This window comes from Streptomyces sp. NPDC048434 (genome assembly GCF_043200375.1).
Lineage (GTDB): Bacteria > Actinomycetota > Actinomycetes > Streptomycetales > Streptomycetaceae > Streptomyces.
Map to the genome: position 1 here is coordinate 120,290 of NZ_JBICXQ010000028.1, position 15,969 is coordinate 136,258.

At 73.7% G+C, this 15,969-nt stretch carries 14 protein-coding genes; 5 read left to right on the forward strand and 9 right to left on the reverse strand.

What is annotated here, in order from left to right:
* Positions 1 to 92 precede the first annotated feature (92 nt).
* Entirely contained in the window at positions 93 to 1,040 is a 948-nt protein-coding gene (locus ACGFWI_RS29575; protein WP_393909101.1) for an EI24 domain-containing protein, read from the forward strand.
* Here ACGFWI_RS29575 and dapA read toward each other — a convergent pair.
* From dapA to ACGFWI_RS29590, 3 genes are all read right to left on the reverse strand, one after another.
* The gene (gene dapA, locus ACGFWI_RS29580) at positions 949 to 1,917 is read right to left on the reverse strand and encodes a 4-hydroxy-tetrahydrodipicolinate synthase (RefSeq protein WP_393909102.1); all 969 of its coding nucleotides are present in this window, start codon (positions 1,915 to 1,917) and stop codon (positions 949 to 951) included. The genes ACGFWI_RS29575 and dapA overlap by 92 nt on opposite strands.
* Positions 1,918 to 2,065: 148 nt before the next feature.
* Positions 2,066 to 2,215: a hypothetical protein gene (locus ACGFWI_RS29585; protein WP_018091848.1), complete on the reverse strand. Its 150-nt coding sequence runs from the start codon at positions 2,213 to 2,215 to the stop codon at positions 2,066 to 2,068.
* Positions 2,216 to 2,339: 124 nt separating this feature from the next.
* Positions 2,340 to 4,178 carry an endonuclease/exonuclease/phosphatase family protein gene (locus tag ACGFWI_RS29590; RefSeq protein ID WP_393909103.1) on the reverse strand — a complete coding sequence of 613 codons (1,839 nt, stop codon included), beginning with the start codon at positions 4,176 to 4,178 and terminating at the stop codon, positions 2,340 to 2,342.
* A 231-nt stretch (positions 4,179 to 4,409) separates the two neighbouring features.
* Between ACGFWI_RS29590 and ACGFWI_RS29595 the strand changes: the two genes are divergently transcribed.
* Positions 4,410 to 5,930, forward strand: coding sequence for a hypothetical protein (locus ACGFWI_RS29595; RefSeq protein WP_393909104.1), 1,521 nt, complete (start codon positions 4,410 to 4,412; stop codon positions 5,928 to 5,930).
* 198 nt (positions 5,931 to 6,128) lie between these two features.
* Positions 6,129 to 7,580 carry an alkaline phosphatase PhoX gene (locus ACGFWI_RS29600; protein WP_393909105.1) on the forward strand — a complete coding sequence of 484 codons (1,452 nt, stop codon included), beginning with the start codon at positions 6,129 to 6,131 and terminating at the stop codon, positions 7,578 to 7,580.
* 27 nt (positions 7,581 to 7,607) lie between these two features.
* Here the strand turns inward: ACGFWI_RS29600 and ACGFWI_RS29605 are convergent, their stop codons facing one another.
* The 4 genes from ACGFWI_RS29605 to ACGFWI_RS29620 all read right to left on the reverse strand — a co-directional run bounded on the left by ACGFWI_RS29605 (position 7,608) and on the right by ACGFWI_RS29620 (position 11,336).
* Positions 7,608 to 8,483 (reverse strand): class I SAM-dependent methyltransferase, encoded by an 876-nt coding sequence (locus ACGFWI_RS29605; protein ID WP_393909106.1) that lies wholly within the window; start codon positions 8,481 to 8,483, stop codon positions 7,608 to 7,610.
* Positions 8,484 to 8,808: 325 nt separating this feature from the next.
* Positions 8,809 to 10,038, reverse strand: coding sequence for a TerD family protein (locus tag ACGFWI_RS29610; protein ID WP_393909127.1), 1,230 nt, complete (start codon positions 10,036 to 10,038; stop codon positions 8,809 to 8,811).
* Positions 10,039 to 10,114: 76 nt separating this feature from the next.
* Positions 10,115 to 10,387: a GlsB/YeaQ/YmgE family stress response membrane protein gene (locus tag ACGFWI_RS29615; RefSeq protein WP_393909107.1), complete on the reverse strand. Its 273-nt coding sequence runs from the start codon at positions 10,385 to 10,387 to the stop codon at positions 10,115 to 10,117.
* Positions 10,388 to 10,517: 130 nt separating this feature from the next.
* The gene (locus tag ACGFWI_RS29620) at positions 10,518 to 11,336 is read right to left on the reverse strand and encodes an NAD-dependent epimerase/dehydratase family protein (RefSeq protein WP_393909108.1); all 819 of its coding nucleotides are present in this window, start codon (positions 11,334 to 11,336) and stop codon (positions 10,518 to 10,520) included.
* Positions 11,337 to 11,576: 240 nt separating this feature from the next.
* Here ACGFWI_RS29620 and ACGFWI_RS29625 point away from each other — a divergent pair, with 240 nt between their 5' ends.
* The gene (locus ACGFWI_RS29625; RefSeq protein WP_393909109.1) at positions 11,577 to 12,554 is read left to right on the forward strand and encodes a 5-dehydro-4-deoxyglucarate dehydratase; all 978 of its coding nucleotides are present in this window, start codon (positions 11,577 to 11,579) and stop codon (positions 12,552 to 12,554) included.
* A complete protein-coding gene (locus ACGFWI_RS29630) occupies positions 12,554 to 13,756 on the forward strand; it encodes a hypothetical protein (protein WP_393909110.1) in 1,203 nt (400 codons plus the stop codon). The genes ACGFWI_RS29625 and ACGFWI_RS29630 overlap by 1 nt, the downstream gene beginning before the upstream one ends.
* Before the next feature lie 104 nt (positions 13,757 to 13,860).
* On the opposite strand, the gene ACGFWI_RS29635 is transcribed toward ACGFWI_RS29630, so the two are convergent.
* Positions 13,861 to 14,571, reverse strand: coding sequence for a response regulator (locus tag ACGFWI_RS29635; RefSeq protein ID WP_393909111.1), 711 nt, complete (start codon positions 14,569 to 14,571; stop codon positions 13,861 to 13,863).
* Between the two features lie 7 nt (positions 14,572 to 14,578).
* On the reverse strand, positions 14,579 to 15,805 hold the full coding sequence (locus ACGFWI_RS29640) for a sensor histidine kinase (RefSeq protein WP_393909128.1): 1,227 nt from the start codon (positions 15,803 to 15,805) through the stop codon (positions 14,579 to 14,581).
* Positions 15,806 to 15,969 lie beyond the last annotated feature (164 nt).

Sequence of the window (15,969 nt, forward strand, 5' to 3'; positions counted from 1 at the left end):
GCGGCCCGGCGGGAGAACCGCCGGGCCGCCTCCGTTGCCGCTCCCGCACCGCCCTGTCCCCGTCCCGGGCGGACGCCGATAGGCTTTGCGCCATGCGTGATCTTGTAGCGGGGATGCGGTATCTGGGCAAGGGGCAGCGCTGGGTCGCCCAGCACGGCCGGTGGTGGGGATTCGGGCTGATTCCGGCGCTGATCGCCCTGGTGCTGTACGCCGCGGTGCTCACCGTGCTCGCCCTCTGGTCCGGCGATATCGCGGCCTGGGCGACGCCGTTCGCCGACGGCTGGGGCGCGCCCTGGCAGGGGCTGCTGCGCGGGGTGTTCGTGGCGCTGCTGTTCGCCGGTGGGCTGATGCTGTCGGTGCTGACGTTCACCGCCGTCACGCTGCTGATCGGCGACCCCTTCTACGAGTCGCTGTCGGAGAAGGTCGAGGAGTCCGAGGGGCGTTGCCCGCCGTCCCCGGACCGGCCGCTGTGGCAGGAGATCTGGATCGCCCTGCGCGACAGCGTCCATGTGCTGCTGCGGGCGGCCGGTTTCGGGATCCTGCTGTTCGTCCTCGGGTTCGTGCCCTTCCTCGGGCAGACCGTGATCCCCGCCGTCGGCTTCTGTGTCTCCGGCTTCTTCCTCGCCGTCGAGCTGACCTCGGTGGCCATGCAGCGCCGGGACATTCCGGTGCGTGAGCGGCTGCGGCTGCTGCGGGGCCGCAAGGCCCTCGCGGTCGGCTTCGGCACCCCGGTCGTGCTGCTGTTCCTGGTCCCGTTCGTCGCGGTGGCGCTGATGCCGGGCGCGGTGGCCGGTGCGACGCTGCTGGTGCGGGACCTGGTGGCGGACGAGGAGGAGCCGCGCGCGCCGGACCGCGACGAGGGCACGGCCGGGCAGGACCGGGCCGCCGGGGCGCCGTACGGGCAGCCGGGCGCGCCCGGCGGCTTCGGGCCGCCCGCACCGTTCCCCGCTAGCCAGGGACAGCCGCAGGCACCGCGGCAGTATCCGCGTCCGCAGTCCGGTCCAAGGTCGTCCGCAGTGCGTCCACCAGCCGGCTGGTGAGCGGGGCATCCGCCGCCAGCAGCGGGGCGCGGACCGGGCCGGCGGGCAGGCCGAGGTGGTTCAGCAGCGCCTTCGCGGTGACCGTGCCGGGGGTCTCGCCGCCGGTCACCGCCTCGATGAGCGGCACCAGCGCCAGCTGACGGCGGGCCGCCCCGGCGGTGTCGCCGGCGTCGAAGGCGTCCAGTACGGCGCGCACCGCCCGCGGCGCGGCATTGGCCGCGGTGCTGACGCAGCCGGAGCCGCCGAGTGCGCGGAGCGGCAGGATCTGTTCGTCGCAGCCCGCGTAGTAGGCCAGGCCCGTCGAGGCCAGCACCTTCGCCGACTTCAGCGGGTCGTAGCCGCAGTCCTTGACCGCCGCGATCCGCGGATGGGCGGCCAGCCGCAGCAGCGTCCCGGCGGCCAGCGCGGTGCCGGTGCGGCCGGGGATGTCGTAGAGCATCACCGGCAGTCCGGTGGCGTCCGCGACCGTGCGCAGGTGGTGGGCGACGGCCTCCTGGGTGGGCCGCGAGTAGTAGGGCGTGACCACCAACAGGCCGTGGGCGCCTGCCCGTTCGGCGCTGCGGGCCAGTGCGACGGAGTGCCGGGTGTCGCTGGTGCCGACCCCGGCGGTGATCCGGGCCCGGTTGCCGACGGCCTCGACGACGGCCCGCAGCAGGGCCTCCTTCTCGGCGTCCGAGGTGGTCGGGGACTCCCCGGTGGTGCCGCTCAGCACCAGTGCGTCGCAACCGCCGTCGTCGACGAGATGGGTGGCGAGCCGCTGGGCGCCGTCGGTGTCGAGCTCTCCGTCGGCGGTGAAGGGGGTGATCATGGCGGTCGCGGTACGGCCGAAGGGCGGTGCGGCCGCCCGGGGTGCGAGGGGGACGGACATGGTCTCCATGCCAGGAGTCTGGGGGCGCCTCATATTTCACGTCCACTTAGTTGTGCTGGCTGATTCGTTAAGCAGTGCTACGTTCAGCGCGTGATCGGCGCGCGAAAGCGGCCGCCGCGCCTTCCGGTGCGACGGCCGCTCGGGCATCACAGGCCCATCACGCGCCAGTCAGGCCATTCCGCGAACGCTTCAGGTCCTGGGTCCGCTCGGCGGCGGACTCCTCCGACGACTTCGGCTTCCGCTGGTCGGTGCGCCGTTCGGCGGCACGGTCCTTGTTGCCCGACTTACGGTTCTGGGACTTCGGCATGATGACTCCCTATGTCTCGCCGAATGTTTCTTACATTCCCAGTACCGCACCCCCCGCGGCAGTTGGCCCCCCGACGTGGGCCGGGCGAGTGACGGGAGTGTCACACGGGGTGACGTGAGGCGGGCTACGGCTTGATCCGCAGTACCTGCGGATCGTGGTCGCTGGCCTGGTCGGCGTACTCGGCATTGATGTGCACGATGTCGTAGTCGGCCCGGGTCAGCGGCCGGCTGGTGAGCATGTGGTCCAGCACCTGCGAGTTGCCGTTGTAGACATAGCCGTAGCGCTCCGCGGCGGGCAGCCTGCCGACCTGGTCGGTGAGCACACCGCCGGCGGTGAGGTCCTTCAGCGCCGGTGAGAACGAGTAGTCGTTGAGGTCGCCGGCCACCACCACACCGGCCTTCGGGTCCTTGGCCAGCAGATCCTTGACGAAGGCGTTGACCAGGCGGGCCTGGCCGGTGCGCTGGGTCTCGGAGCTCCGGGCCGGGGGCTGGAAACGGCTGTCCAGGCCCTGGTCGCCGCCCTTGGAGTTGAAGTGGTTGGCGATCACGAACACCCGGCTGCCCGGTCGGCTCTTGAGCGAGAACTGCCCGACGAGGGGCTTGCGGCTGGCCTTCCACGCCGGGTCGGCGGGCGCGATCCGGCCCGGCGACGCGGACAGGGTGGCCTTGCCGTGGTCGGCGACCACCTGCACCGGAGTGGTGGAGTCGCCGCCCTTGATGTCCGTGAAGGACACCCGGCCGGGGTTGAACAGGAAGGCCACGCGGATGTTGCCGCCCGGCTGCCCGCCGTCCTCGTCGTTGACCGGGTCGATCTGCCGCCACTCGTACGCCGGGCCGCCGGCCGCCTTGATGGCGTCGGTGAGCTTGGTGAGGGTCGCCCCGGCGGTGACCACGCCGTTGTCGGTGGCGCCGTTGTCGTCCTGCACCTCCTCCAGCGCGACGACATCGGGGGACGCGAGATTGTGCACCAGCGCCTTCGCCAGCCGGTCGAACTTGGCCTGCGGGGTGGTGGGGGCGAGGTTCTCGACGTTGTAGGTGGCCACCGCCAGCTCGCCGGACTTCTGCTTGCGGGTGGTCTCCGGCGCGGGGCCGTGGTCGGCGAGGGTGCCCAGCTCGGTGGCCTGGAGCGTGTAGCCGCCGAAGCTGTCGTAGTCCAGCGGGCCGGCGGTGGTGCCGGTCAGCTCGTCGCCGACATCGGCCACCGGGAACGGCCGCTCGGAGAACGGGATCAGGGAGGTCACCTTGACCCGGCCGCCGTTGGGGTCCGCGTACGAGCGGTAGAGCGTGCCGCCGCGGGCCGTGCGGTGGTGGCGCGGCTCGGCGGTCACCCACAGCTCGTTGTGGGTGTTGGTCGCGCCGACGACCGGGGCGCTCGACACCGAGACGCGCATCCCCTCCAGCGACTCGTAGTGGTCCAGCGCGTACGAGCCGGGGCGCAGGGTGAGGGACTCGATGCTCTTGCCGCCCGCGGCGGGGGCGTAACGGTTCGGCACCGAGGCCGGGTTGAGCTTGAAGGCGGCCGGCAGCGGGGCGCCGGAGGAGCCGACCTTCCAGGTCGCGCCGGTGATCTCGGTGACGGACTGCAGACCGGCGTCCTTGCCGCCCGGGTAGTACTCGCTGACCGTGCCGGAGAAGGTGAGGGCATCGCCGACGGCGACCTTCGGCGTCTCCTTTCCGGTGAAGACGAAGACCGCCTCGCTGGTGGCCGGGTTGCGGTCCGGGTGCGGGTCCTGCACCCAGAAGCCGCGCGCCGAGCCGAACGACCGGATCGCGGTGACCGTGCCGGGCACCTCGCTGACCTGCTGTCCGGCCAGCGGGGATATTCGGGTGCTGCCCTGGATGTCGTGGATCCGGGCGCCGGCCGCGGAGGCCGACTGGGTGGCGGTCAGCAGTCCGCCGGCCAGGGCGGCACAGGCCACCGCGCTGACGGCGACCGGTTTGCGGAGCGAACGACGGGACGGCATGCATGCCTCCGAGGGGATATGGGGGGTGGCAGGTGAATGTGCGTGCGGAGCCGGACCGGCGCGCGCTACGCGCGTCGATCTGCGTCAATCTCTTGTGCACGCAGGGGAGTTGTCAAGCTTCTCCCGGTGACCGGGAGGGGGCGCGGGGGTGAACCGTCCGAGTTACGGGGAATTCCGTCTACGCTTGGTCGGCGCACGAGCCCGTAGTCCGTCCGAGGAGCTGAGCAGCCGATGTCCGCAGACCGCCCCACCCTGCCGCCGGTGCGGCTGCGCTCCGAAGCGGAGCTGGCCCGCGACGCGCTGAGCGCCCCCCTGCTGGCGCGGGCCGCGCAGCTCGCCCGCTGGGCCGAGCGGGGCGTCCCGGTCGGTGTCGGCGGCCAGATCCTCGACGAGCCGCTGTCCGCCGCCACCGAGCACCTCGGCTTGGCCGGCGACGAGGACGGCCCGGCCTACACCGCCGAGGCCTGGCAGCTCGCGGTGGACACCGGACTCGTGGAGATCGAGGAGACCGTCGACGGCGAGGACGGTGCCGACCTCCCCGACGATGCCGCCGCCGGCACCGCCACCCCCGGTGAGGAGCTCGGTCTGCTCACCTCCGGCAGCCCGCAGGACATCCTGGACATCTGGCTCGGCGGCATGGAGACCGTGCTCGCCGACGCGGCCGCCCCCGACCTCGCCGACCTCGCCGACCAGCTCACCGAGGGCGGCGAACTCGACCTGGACGCGATCGACTGGAACCCGGAGGAGGAGGCCGAGCTGCTGGACGGCATCCTCGGCAACCTCTATCTGCTCACGGCTCTGAACGAGAGCCCTGACCAGGAGGTTCCACTGCCCGCGCTGGCCGCCTCCATGATCGTCCCGGACGATATGGAGGAGCCCACCGACGACGTCCTCGAAGAGGTCTCCGAGGCGATGATGCGCCTGGACGACCAGTTCCGGGTGCTGGAGCCGATCGGCCTGGTCGCCTACCAGCCCGTCGACGAGGCGCTCATCGAGGAGCTGGACGAGGACGGCGAGACGGTCCTGCCCACCGGCTCCGGGCCGGGGGGAGCCCCCACCGCCGGGCCGCTGACGGACGAGGACGTCTCCCGCTACGGCCTGGTCCGCCTCACCCCGCTCGGCGTCTACGCGGTACGCGCCCGGATGCTGGACGCGGGCGTGCACGCCCCGGCGGTCGGCGACCTCGCCGACAAGGGCGCCGATGTCCTCCTGGACGCGCTGCCCGACTACCCCGAGGCGCTCGCCCAGGCCGAGTCCGAGCTGTGGCTCGCCGCCCGTACGCCCCTGGACGCCTCCCGGGACCTGCTCGCGGCCGCCCGCGGCGACGACGACCGCGCGCCGCGGCGCCGGCTGGCCGCCCAGCAGACCCTCTCGCTGGTCTCGCCGGACGCCGAGGCCGCGCTGCGCGAGGTGCTCGACGACCGGCAGCTCGGCGGACTGGCCCGGGTCTGGCTCGCCGAGCGCGCGCTGCCCGGCATCCCCGAGCCGTCCCAGGAGATGATCTTCTGGCTGACGGTGGACACCATCGCGGCGCAGCTGGACAGCGCCGACGAGGACGCCACCGGCGAGCTGCGCGACCTGGTGCAGGGCCTGACCGATCAGCACAGCGGGTTCTTCGACACGGCCTGGCGGGTGGACCACCCGGCCACCGCCGATGTCCTGGAGGCCATGGGCCGGCTGCACCCGGACAAGAAGGCCGCCAAGGAGGCCCGCAAGGCCGCGTTCAAGGCGCGCTCGCGGCAGTCGGGCTAGCGGACACCGGGCAGGGCCGGGGCGGTATCACGCACGCCCGGGGCCGGTCCGGCGGATCAGGACCGGGCCGGTCCTGACCGCCGGACCGGCCCCAACTGCTTCCTGGATGTCGCGCCGCGTTCAACTGGAGTTCGAAGGCGCAGGGGAGCGTGGGCGAGGCAGGCACAGGGGAAGAAACCGGCCATCCAGGAGATGACTATGCCGCTCACCCGCAGAGACTTCGCCAAGCGTTCCGCCCTCGCCGGCGCGGGGGTCACGCTGGCCGGCAGCGTCGGGGTGCTGGCCACCGCGCCCGGAGCCATCGCCGAGGAGGCGCCGGCGGCCGGCCCGGACGGCGCGGCGGACGGCCGGGGCATCGGCTACGGCCCGCTGGTCCCGGACCCGGACGGCATCCTCGCACTGCCCGCCGGGTTCTCGTACAAGATCATCACCCGGACCGGTGTCACCCGGCTCGACAGCGGTGAGTCCACCCCCTCCAACCACGACGGCACCGGCACCTTCGAGGGCCACCGCGGCACCACCCTCCTCGTCAACAACCACGAGCTCAAGGGCCCGCGCGCCGACTGGCCGCACCCGGTGCCGCTGGCCGAGGGCCTGGTCTACGACCCGGCGGCGTCCGGCGGCTGCACCGTCGTCGAGGTCGCCAAGGACGGTACGCCGGTCGGCGAGTGGGTCGGCATCGCCGGTACGTCCACCAACTGCGCGGGCGGGACCACCCCTTGGGGCACCTGGCTGACCTGCGAGGAGAACGAGGACAAGGCCGGCCGGCACGGCATGACCAAGGACCACGGTTATGCCTTCGAGGTCGACCCGCACGACCGGCGGGCCGGCCGCGACCCCAAGCCCGTCAAGGCGCTGGGGCGCTACGCCCATGAAGCGGTGGTCGTCGACCCCAAGCGCGGCCACCTCTTTCTGACCGAGGACGCCGACACCCCCAACGGCCTGTTCTACCGCTGGACCCCGCCGCACGGCTTCCGGCACGGCCGCGGGCAGCTGCGCACGCTGGCCGATGACGCCGGGGTGCTGGAGGCCTTCAAGTGCTTCGACTCCGGTGGCCGGTTCGTCGACGACCTCTCGCGTGCCACCAAGGCCGGTACCGTCTACGGCGTCGACTGGGTCGAGGTCCCCGACCGCGACGCCCGCAAGGTCTCGGTGCGCAAGCAGTTCAAGGACGGCGAGGTCACCCGCGCCCGCAAGCTGGAGGGCCTGTGGTGGGCCGACGGCGGCGCGTACGTGGTGTCCTCCTTCGCCCGTGACGAGAGCCCGGTCCAGCACGACGGGCAGGTCTGGTTCTACGACCCGCGGCGGCGGACCCTGACGCTGAAGGTGCTGCTGGGCGTCAACCAGGACCCGTCGAAGGACGGTCCGCTGGACGGCCCCGACAACATCACCGTCTCGCCCTACGGCGGGCTGATCATCGCCGAGGACGGCGAGGGCGTACAGCACCTCTTCGGGGCCACCGACGACGGCCGGACCTACCCGATCGCCCGCAACGACCTCAACATCGGCACCACGGACGAGCCGAAGTTCAGCGAGTTCACCGGGCCGGTGTTCTCCCCGGACGGGCGCACGCTGTTCGCCAACATCCAGGAGCCCGGCATCATGCTGGCCATCACCGGCCCGTGGAAGCGGCAGCACCGCCGGCGGTAGCCGTACCGCGGGCGGCGGGGCGGTGTCTCAGTCCGCCCCGGCCGTGAGCACGTAGTAGTCCAGCAGTCCGGTCTCGTACGCCGTCAGATAGCGGCGCGGCCACTCGTCGCGGAGGTCCGGCTGCTGGGCCATATAGCGGTCGTAGTACTCCCAGACCCCGTCGCCGACCGACCGGACCCGGACCTCGCGCAGACCCGCCGCACTCAGCGTCTCGGCGACCTCGTCGACCACGTGCGGGACGTCCAGACCGTCGGCGTACGGGGGCAGCATGGCGGGCAGCACCCGGGCGGCCGCCCGGGTGCGGGCGAAGAAGGTCGTCAGCGCCAGCCGGCCGCCCGGGCGCAGGACCCGCGCCGCCTCCCGGGCGAAACCCGGCAGATCGCGGAAGTGCTGCGCCGCCTCGACGGAGAACAGGCAGTCGACACGGCCGTCGGGGAGCGGGATGCGCTGGGCCGCGCCCTGGAGGAACTCCAGCCGGCCGGCCGTGTCCGCCGAGGGGGCGAGCAGCGCCGCGTTCGCCGTCCGGGCACGGGCGATCTGGTCGGGGTGTGCGTCCATGCCGATGACCGTCCCCAGGCCGAATTCCTGCAGCGCCAGTGCGCACCCCAGCCCGCGCCCGCACCCGACGTCCAGGGCGGTGCGGCCCTGCGGCCGGTCGAAGGTGTCGAGCACCAGGCGGTAGAGGTCCTGCTCGCTGCGCACCCGGTCGGCCTCGGTCAGCGGCCGGTCCGCGGGGCCGGGCAGGCCCGGCCAGTAGCCGAAATTGATGAAGCCGCCGGCGAAGGCCGGGACGGTGCTGAGGTCGAGCTCGCCGTAGATCCTCGCGACCCGGTCGGGAAGGTCCGGGAGCCCTGGGCCGTCCGGGGGGTCCGCGGGTCCGGCCGGCTGCTGTTGTTGCGTCATCGAACGCTCCTCGTGCGTGCCGTGGGGGACGCGCCGTGACGGGCGGGGCCGTGACGGGGCGGGGCCAAAGGGCGCGGCGGAAAGGGGGAAGGGCCGGGGGCGGGCGGACGGGGAAGCGGGGATGCTGAGCTCGACGGTACGGACGACACAATTTTCGATCCTGGACCGTTCCCGCACCAGGGAAGGCCCTCCGCCGGCGGCGGCGCCGCGGGACACGGCGGGCCTGGCGCGGCGCCGGGAAGCCGGTCCATACCGCCGCGCGCGGCCCGGCCCCGCCGTCCCTGACGGGTGCCGAGGGGCCGTCAGGGACACGGGCGTCAGTGGCTCACAGGGCCTGTGCGGCCGGTTTGACCATGCCGCGCACCGTACGGGCGTCGACGAACTCGCCCAGCGCGGTCATCTCCCACTCGCCGGAGAACTGGCGGATGAGCTTGGCCATCATCACGCCCGTGCGCGGCTCGGCGTGGGTGAGGTCGAAGCGGACCAGCTCCTCGCCGCTCTGGGCGTCCACCAGGCGGCAGTACGCCTTGGCGACATCGGAGAACTTCTGGCCGGAGAAGGAGTTCACGACGAAGACCAGGCCGGTCACCTCCGGGGGCACTCCGCCGAGGTGGACGGTGATCGCCTCGTCGTCGCCGGCGCCCTCCCCGGTGAGGTTGTCGCCGGAGTGCTGGATCGCGCCGCCCAGGATCATCAGCTTGCCGAAGAAGCAGTTGTCGACCTTCTTGCGGTCCGGGCCGTAGGCGATGACCGAGGCGTCCAGGTCGATGCTCTTGCTGCGGAAGGCGGGCTCCCAGCCGAGGCCCATCGTGACCGAGGTGAGCAGCGGGGTGCCGCCCTTGACCAGCGAGACGGTCTGGTTCTTCTGGAGGCTGACGCGGCCCTTGTCGAGGTTGACCTTGCCGGAGCCGGGTGCCGGGGCGGCGGCCGGGGGCGCGGGCGCCGGCGGCGGGGTGACCGGGGCCGGGGCGCCCGCGGGCGGTCCCCACTGGCCGGCGGGGGCCGGGGGAGCGGGCGGCGCCGGGGGAGCGGGGGGTGCCTGCGGGGCGGCGGCGGGTGCGGCGGGCTCCTCCACGCTGACGCCGAAGTCGGTGGCGATCCCCGCCAGGCCGTCGGCGTAGCCCTGGCCGACCGCGCGGACCTTCCAGGCGCCGCCCCGGCGGTAGATCTCGACGACCACCAGCGCGGTCTCGGAGCCCAGCTGCGGCGGGGTGAAGGAGGCGATGACGCTGCCGTCGTCGGCGTTACGGACGGTGCCGGTCGGCTCCGTGCCGGCGAAGGTCGCCCCGGGCGCGTCCGGACTCGCGGTGACCACGATCTTCTCGATGCCCTCGGGGACCGCGGCGGTGTCCACCGTGATGGTGTCGCCGCCGCCGGCCGCCGCGGAGTGCGTCACGCCCGGTCCGCTGGGCTGGTTGTAGAACACGAAGTCGTCGTCGGAGCGCACCTTGCCATTGGCGGCGAGCAGCAGGCCCGACACGTCCAGCCGCACGGGGGCGGTGACGTCCACCGCCACCCGCACGGCGTTGAGCGGGAGGTTCGAGCCAGGAGTCATAGCGGTCATGCAGGGCTCAACGATCGGCTCGCCTTTGCGGTTCCATTACCCGCGGCCGGATGGCCGCCCGGCCCGGTCACCGGCGTTCACGGGAGTTGCCGAAGAGCAGCCGGTAGGCGACCAGCAGGACCAGGGCCCCGGCGATCGAGGCGATCCACATGGACGGTTCGCCGAAGTCCTTGGGGATCGGGCGGTGCAGGAATTTGGTGGAGAGCCAGCCGCCGAGGAAGGACCCCACGATGCCGATCAGGGTCGTGCCGACGATGCCGCCCGGGTCCCGTCCCGGCAGCAGGACCTTCGCGATGATGCCCGCGATCAGCCCGAGTACGAGCCAGCTGACGATGCCCATGATGCGTTCCTCGTTCCTGCGCGGTGATGGGGTACACAGACCAGGACGCCGGCCGGGCGACGGGGGTTCCGCGGCGTGGCAGAGGCCACCGTGCGCACCGCCGGGCGGCCCGGTCACCAAGGCACTCCCGTCAGTGCGGCCACCGGGGCGGGTCGGTGCAGAAGGCGCCGCCGAGGTAGGCGTGTTCGGGGTTCTCGGGGTCCAGTGCGCCCTGCGCGGCGATCAGCTGCGCCGCGTACGGCTCGGAGTCGTCCTGCGGTACGTAACCCAGGGCGCGGGCGGTCGACAGGTCCCACCACAGGCGGGTGTTGGCGGAGGAGCCGTAGACGACGGTGTGGCCCACGTCCGGCGCGGTGAGCGCGGCGTGCAGCAGCCGCGCGCAGTCGGCCGGGCTCAGCCAGATGGACAGCATCCGCACCGAGGTCGGCTCGGGGTAGCAGGAGCCGATGCGGACCGAGACGGTCTCGATGCCGTGCAGATCCCAGTAGAGCGAGGCCAGATCCTCGCCGAATCCCTTGGACAGCCCGTAGTAGGTGTCGGGGCGGCGGGGTGTGCCGACGGGGATGGCGCCGGAGCCGTCCGCGGGGCGCGGGGTGAACCCGACGGCGTGGTTGGAGGAGGCGAAGACGATACGGCGGACGCCTGCCTCGCGCGCCGCCTCGTACAGGCGGTAGGTGCCCTCGATGTTGGCGCGCAGGATCTGCTCGAACCCGGCCTCCAGGGAGATGCCGGCGAGATGGATGACCGCGTCGGCCCCGCGCACCGCCTCGCGCAGCGCCCGGGTGTCGGCCAATTCGGCGGTGATCGCGTCCGGTTCGCCGGCTGCGGTGTCGAGGGGCCGCTGGTCGAAGAGGCGCAGCCGGTATCCGTAGGGCGGCAGCAGGTCACGCATCAGGGTGCCGAGCCCGCCGGCGGCGCCGGTGAGCAGGACGGTGCGGGGTGCGGTCATGGGCGGGTACTCCTCCGGCTGAACTGCAAGGCTGTATGCGCGGACAGCATTCAGATGTATGGACACGGTAGGAAGCTGCATCATGGCCGGTCAAGATGCTTGACGGGGCCGGTAAAACCGCTTGCGGCGCGGCAGTTGTGGACCCTTGACCGGTCCGGGACGGCTACTCTAGCGTGGTCACGTTCATAAACATGGACGCTGATCAGAGACATGCACAAGCATGGATGCCAGGGAGAGCCCGTGACCCCAGACCCTCCCCCAGCCACCGCTGGGAGGTACCCCCAACTCGCCGACCGCCTCGACGGACTGCTGTTCTTCCCCGTGACCGCGTATGCGCCGGACGGCGCCCTGGACCTGGCGGCCTTCCGCACCCATGTACGCGCCGGCATCGACGCGGGCGCGGCCGCCGTCTTCGCCTGCTGCGGCACCGGCGAATTCCATGCGCTCACCCCCGGGGAGTTCACCGACTGCATCGCGGCCGCGGTCGAGGAGGCCGCGGGCCGGGTCCCGGTGGTCGCCGGTGCGGGCTACGGCACCGCGCTCGCCGCCCAGTTCGCCCGCCTCGCCCACGAGGCGGGCGCCGACGGCCTGCTCGCCATGCCGCCCTACCTCGTCGTCGCGGGCCAGGAGGGACTGCTGCGGCACTACACCGCACTCGCCGCCGCCACCCCGCTCCCCGTCATCGTCTACCAGCGCGACAACGCCGTCTTCACACCGGCCACCGTCGCCGCCCTGGCCCGGACCGAAGGCATCATCGGCCTCAAGGACGGAGTCGGTGACCTCGATCTGATGCAGCGCATCATCAGCACCGTCCGCACCGAGGCCCCCGACGAGGACTTCCTCTACTTCAACGGCCTGCCCACCGCCGAACTCACCGGCCCCGCCTACCTGGGCCTGGGCGTCCGCCTCTACTCCTCCGCCGTCTTCGCCTTCGCCCCCGAGATCGCCGTCGCCTTCCACCAGGCACTGAACAGCGGTGACGACTACACCGTCCAGCGCCTGACGGACGGCTTCTACCGGCCGCTGGTCGAACTGCGCAACCGGGGCCGCGGCTATGCCGTCTCGCTGGTCAAGGCGGGCGTACGGCTGCGCGGCCTGGACGTCGGCGAGGTCCGGACGCCGCTCAGCGAACCGGACCCCGCGCACGTCGCGGAGCTGTCCGGGCTGATCGAGCACGGCCTGGCCCTGGTCGCGGACGCGGCAGGGGCCGGCGCCTGATGCGCACCGCCGCGTTCCTCTACCCCTGGGACGTGGTCGGTGACCCGGACGCCGCAGGCCGCCTCGCCGGCCTCGGCATCCAGCAGGTCACCCTGGCCTCCGCCTATCACTCCACCCGCGCCCTCACCCCCCGCCACCCACGCCACCGCATCGTCACCGCCCGGCACGCCGCCGTCCTCTACCCTCCGGACCCCGCCCGCTGGGCCGGCCGCGCGCTGCGCCCCGCCACCCAGGACTGGACGGCCGGCCCGGACCCTTTCGGCGTGGCCGCGCGGGCGCTGGCGGACGCCGGTCTGGAGGTGCACACCTGGGTCGTCCTGGCGCACAACTCCCGCCTGGGCGCGGAGCATCCGGCCGCCGTGGTCCGCAACGCCTACGGCGACCCGTACCCGTGGGCGCCGTGCATCGCCCGGCCCGAGGTGCGCGAGTACCTCGTCGACCTGGCCGCCGAGGCGGCCGTACGGCCCGGCGCCCGGGGTACCGAGCTGGAGTCCTGCGGCTGGTACGGACTGGCCCATCTGCACGCCCACGACAAGACCGCCGGGGTGCCGCTGTCCGGCGCCGCGCAGTATCTGATGTCGGTGTGCTTCTGCACGGTGTGCGCGGCGGGGTACACCGGACTGGGCGTCCGTGCGCAGGAGTTGCGCGCCGCCGTGGTGCGGGCCCTGGAGCCGCAGTGGGTGGCCGGCCCGTCCGGCCCGGCGGACCGCGCGGGGGAGTGGGCCGCGGTCGAGGAGCTGCTCGGCGCGGAGCTCGCGGGGGTGCTGCGCAGCTGGCGGGACCGGGCCGCCCGTACGCTGCAGCGCGCGGCCGTCCGTGCGGTACGGCACGCCGCGGCGGACGGGTTCCGGGTGCTGCTGCACGCCGACCCGGCCGCGCACCGCTGCGGCGCCAACGCCGGGGTGGATCCGGCGGACGTGCTGGCGCACGCCGACGGCGTGGTGCTGCCGTGCACCGGCGACGCCGCCGCCCGCGCGGACGTCCTCGGCCCGTTCACCGACCACCCGGCCGGAGCGACGGTCGCCGCCAATCTCACCGTGGTTTCCGGCATGGGCGGCAGCCCCGGCACCCTCGCCGCCGATACCGCGCATGCCGCCTCACTGGGGGCGAACGCGCTGCGGCTCTACCACGCGGGCCTGGCGAGCGACCGCGATCTGACGGCCGTACGGGACGTCCTGCACGGGCGCGGGCGGCCGTCGTGACAGCCCGCTGAGCCCACCGGACCGCGGCCCGGCCACGCGCGCCGTCACGGCGGCCGGGCCCGACCGGTCCGGCCCGCCGCGCCCCCACCGCGTCCGGCCCGCCCTCACCCGGGCCGGACGAACCCGCACTCGTACGCGGCGATCACCGCCTGGGTCCGGTCCCGCACCCCGAGCTTGGCCAGCACCCCCGCCACATGCGTCTTGACCGTGGCCGGGCCCACCCCCAGCCGGTCCGCGATCTCGGCGTTCGTCAGCCCGGCCGTCATCAGCCGCAGCACCGCCCGCTCCCGCTCGGACAGCCGGGCCCGCAGCGCCCGCACCGCGTCGGCCGCGGCCCGCTCCCCGGCGTGCCGGGCGGCCAGCCGGCGCACCGCCGCAGGGAACAGCAGCGAGTCGCTGCGCGCCACCAGCCGTACGGCCTGGACCAGGTCCTCCGCGCCGGACCGCTTGAGCAGGAACCCGCTGGCGCCGGCCCGCAGTGCGTCATAGACGTGGGCGTCGTTCTCGAAGGTGGTCACCACGATGATGCGGGGTGGCTCGGGCATCGTGGCGAGCACCTGCTCGGTCGCGCGGATGCCGTCGATCTCCGGCATCCGGACATCCATCAGCACGATGTCCGGGCGCAGGTCACGGATCAGCGGCACCGCCTCGGCCCCGCTCGACGCCTCGCCGACGACCTCCATGTCCGCCTCGGCGCTGAGGATCGCGCGCAGCGCCGTCCGCACCATCCGCTCGTCGTCGGCGAGGACGACGCGCAGGGGGCGGGGGACGTCCCCGTCGTGGGCCGGGTGGTCGTCGTCCTGCCGTGTGGTCATGCCCCGCTCACCCTGTCTCCGTCCTTCGGTCCGGTGCCGTCCGCCGCCCCGCGCCTCGCGTCCTCGCCCCCGCCGGTGGCAGCCGGGCCGTCAGCCGCCATACGCCGTCATGGGCCGCAGCCGTCGCCTCGCCGCCCAGCAGCCGGGCCCGTTCGGCGATCCCCCGCAGCCCGCGGCCCCCACCCGGCCGGGCCGCCGGGGCGGCGACGCCTGCCGCGGGCCCGGCCACCGGATTCTCCACCACGATCGTCAACTCCCCCTCGTCGACCCGGAGCTGCAGCCGGACCGGTACCGGCCCGGCATGCCGCAGCGCATTGCTGAGGCCTTCCTGCACGATCCGGTAGGCCTCCCGCGAGACCACCGGCGCCAGCTCCCGATACCGCCCCTCGACGGCCGCCTCGACCGTCACGCCCGCCGCCCGGGTCCGGCCGAGCAGCGCCTCCAGGCCGTCCAGGGCCGGTGCGGGCGCGGCCGGATCGGTGCCGTCCTCCTCGCGCAACAGGCCCAGTACGGTGTCCAGTTCGGCGACGGCCTCACGAGTGGTCTCCTCGATGGCGGCCAGGGCCCGGCGGGCGAACTCCGGGTCGGCGTCCAGGACCCGGCGGGCCGCGCCCGCCTGGAGGGTGACCGCGCTCAGCGCATGGCCGACGGCATCGTGCAGCTCGCGGGCCAGCCGGTTGCGGGACGCCAGATCGGCGGCCCGGCGTTCGGCTGCGGCCAGCCGGTCGGCGGGCGTCGGCCCCAGCAGCACCGGGGCGCAGCGGCCCAGCAGCGCTCCGGCCCCCCAGGCGGTGCCGGTCACCAGGGCCAGCAGCGCCAGCCCCGCGAGCGGTCCCAGCACGCCGTGGAAGGCGTCCGGCCACCCCGGCGAGGTGTGCCGCAGGGGGTCGGAGAACGGCAGCAACAGCAGCAGGACAGCGGCCGGCGGCGCGGACAGCGTCATGCCGCTGACGATCCCCCCGGCCAGCAGATGCGCCACGAACCACAGCGCCGTACGCCGCCGGGCCGCCCATGAGAGGGCCGGCCCCTCGGCCAGCCGCTCCGCCGGCACCCCGCACAGCGACCGTACGGCGGCCACCTCCAGCGGCCGCAGCAGCGGGAAGAGCAGCGCGGCCAGGGCGGCCGGCGGCAGCGCACAGCCGAATGCGACGAACTGCCACGCCACTTGGTGCAGCGGATCGGCGCCGTCCGCGAGGAGCGGCAGAAAGGCCGTGGCCAGCAGGTAGAACGGCATCAACAGCGCGCCGCCCAGCACCAGATGGACCCAGCGCCCGCCGGTCAGCCGCACGGGGCGGCCTCGCGTTCGGCGAAGAAGCGGGCCCCGGCCACCCTCGTCCCGATGGTCATCCGCACAGAGTAAGTGAGGCGCGTCGGCGGTGCGGTCGGCTTCGGACCGGT

Coding starts and splice junctions, on each gene's coding strand:
- ACGFWI_RS29575 (WP_393909101.1), top strand. CDS start 93: ATGCGTGATCTTGTAGCGGGGATGCGGTATCTGGGCAAGGGGCAGCGC.
- dapA (WP_393909102.1), bottom strand. CDS start 1,917: ATGGAGACCATGTCCGTCCCCCTCGCACCCCGGGCGGCCGCACCGCCC.
- ACGFWI_RS29585 (WP_018091848.1), bottom strand. CDS start 2,215: ATGCCGAAGTCCCAGAACCGTAAGTCGGGCAACAAGGACCGTGCCGCC.
- ACGFWI_RS29590 (WP_393909103.1), bottom strand. CDS start 4,178: ATGCCGTCCCGTCGTTCGCTCCGCAAACCGGTCGCCGTCAGCGCGGTG.
- ACGFWI_RS29595 (WP_393909104.1), top strand. CDS start 4,410: ATGTCCGCAGACCGCCCCACCCTGCCGCCGGTGCGGCTGCGCTCCGAA.
- ACGFWI_RS29600 (WP_393909105.1), top strand. CDS start 6,129: ATGCCGCTCACCCGCAGAGACTTCGCCAAGCGTTCCGCCCTCGCCGGC.
- ACGFWI_RS29605 (WP_393909106.1), bottom strand. CDS start 8,483: ATGACGCAACAACAGCAGCCGGCCGGACCCGCGGACCCCCCGGACGGC.
- ACGFWI_RS29610 (WP_393909127.1), bottom strand. CDS start 10,038: ATGACTCCTGGCTCGAACCTCCCGCTCAACGCCGTGCGGGTGGCGGTG.
- ACGFWI_RS29615 (WP_393909107.1), bottom strand. CDS start 10,387: ATGGGCATCGTCAGCTGGCTCGTACTCGGGCTGATCGCGGGCATCATC.
- ACGFWI_RS29620 (WP_393909108.1), bottom strand. CDS start 11,336: ATGACCGCACCCCGCACCGTCCTGCTCACCGGCGCCGCCGGCGGGCTC.
- ACGFWI_RS29630 (WP_393909110.1), top strand. CDS start 12,554: ATGCGCACCGCCGCGTTCCTCTACCCCTGGGACGTGGTCGGTGACCCG.
- ACGFWI_RS29635 (WP_393909111.1), bottom strand. CDS start 14,571: ATGACCACACGGCAGGACGACGACCACCCGGCCCACGACGGGGACGTC.
- ACGFWI_RS29640 (WP_393909128.1), bottom strand. CDS start 15,805: ATGCCGTTCTACCTGCTGGCCACGGCCTTTCTGCCGCTCCTCGCGGAC.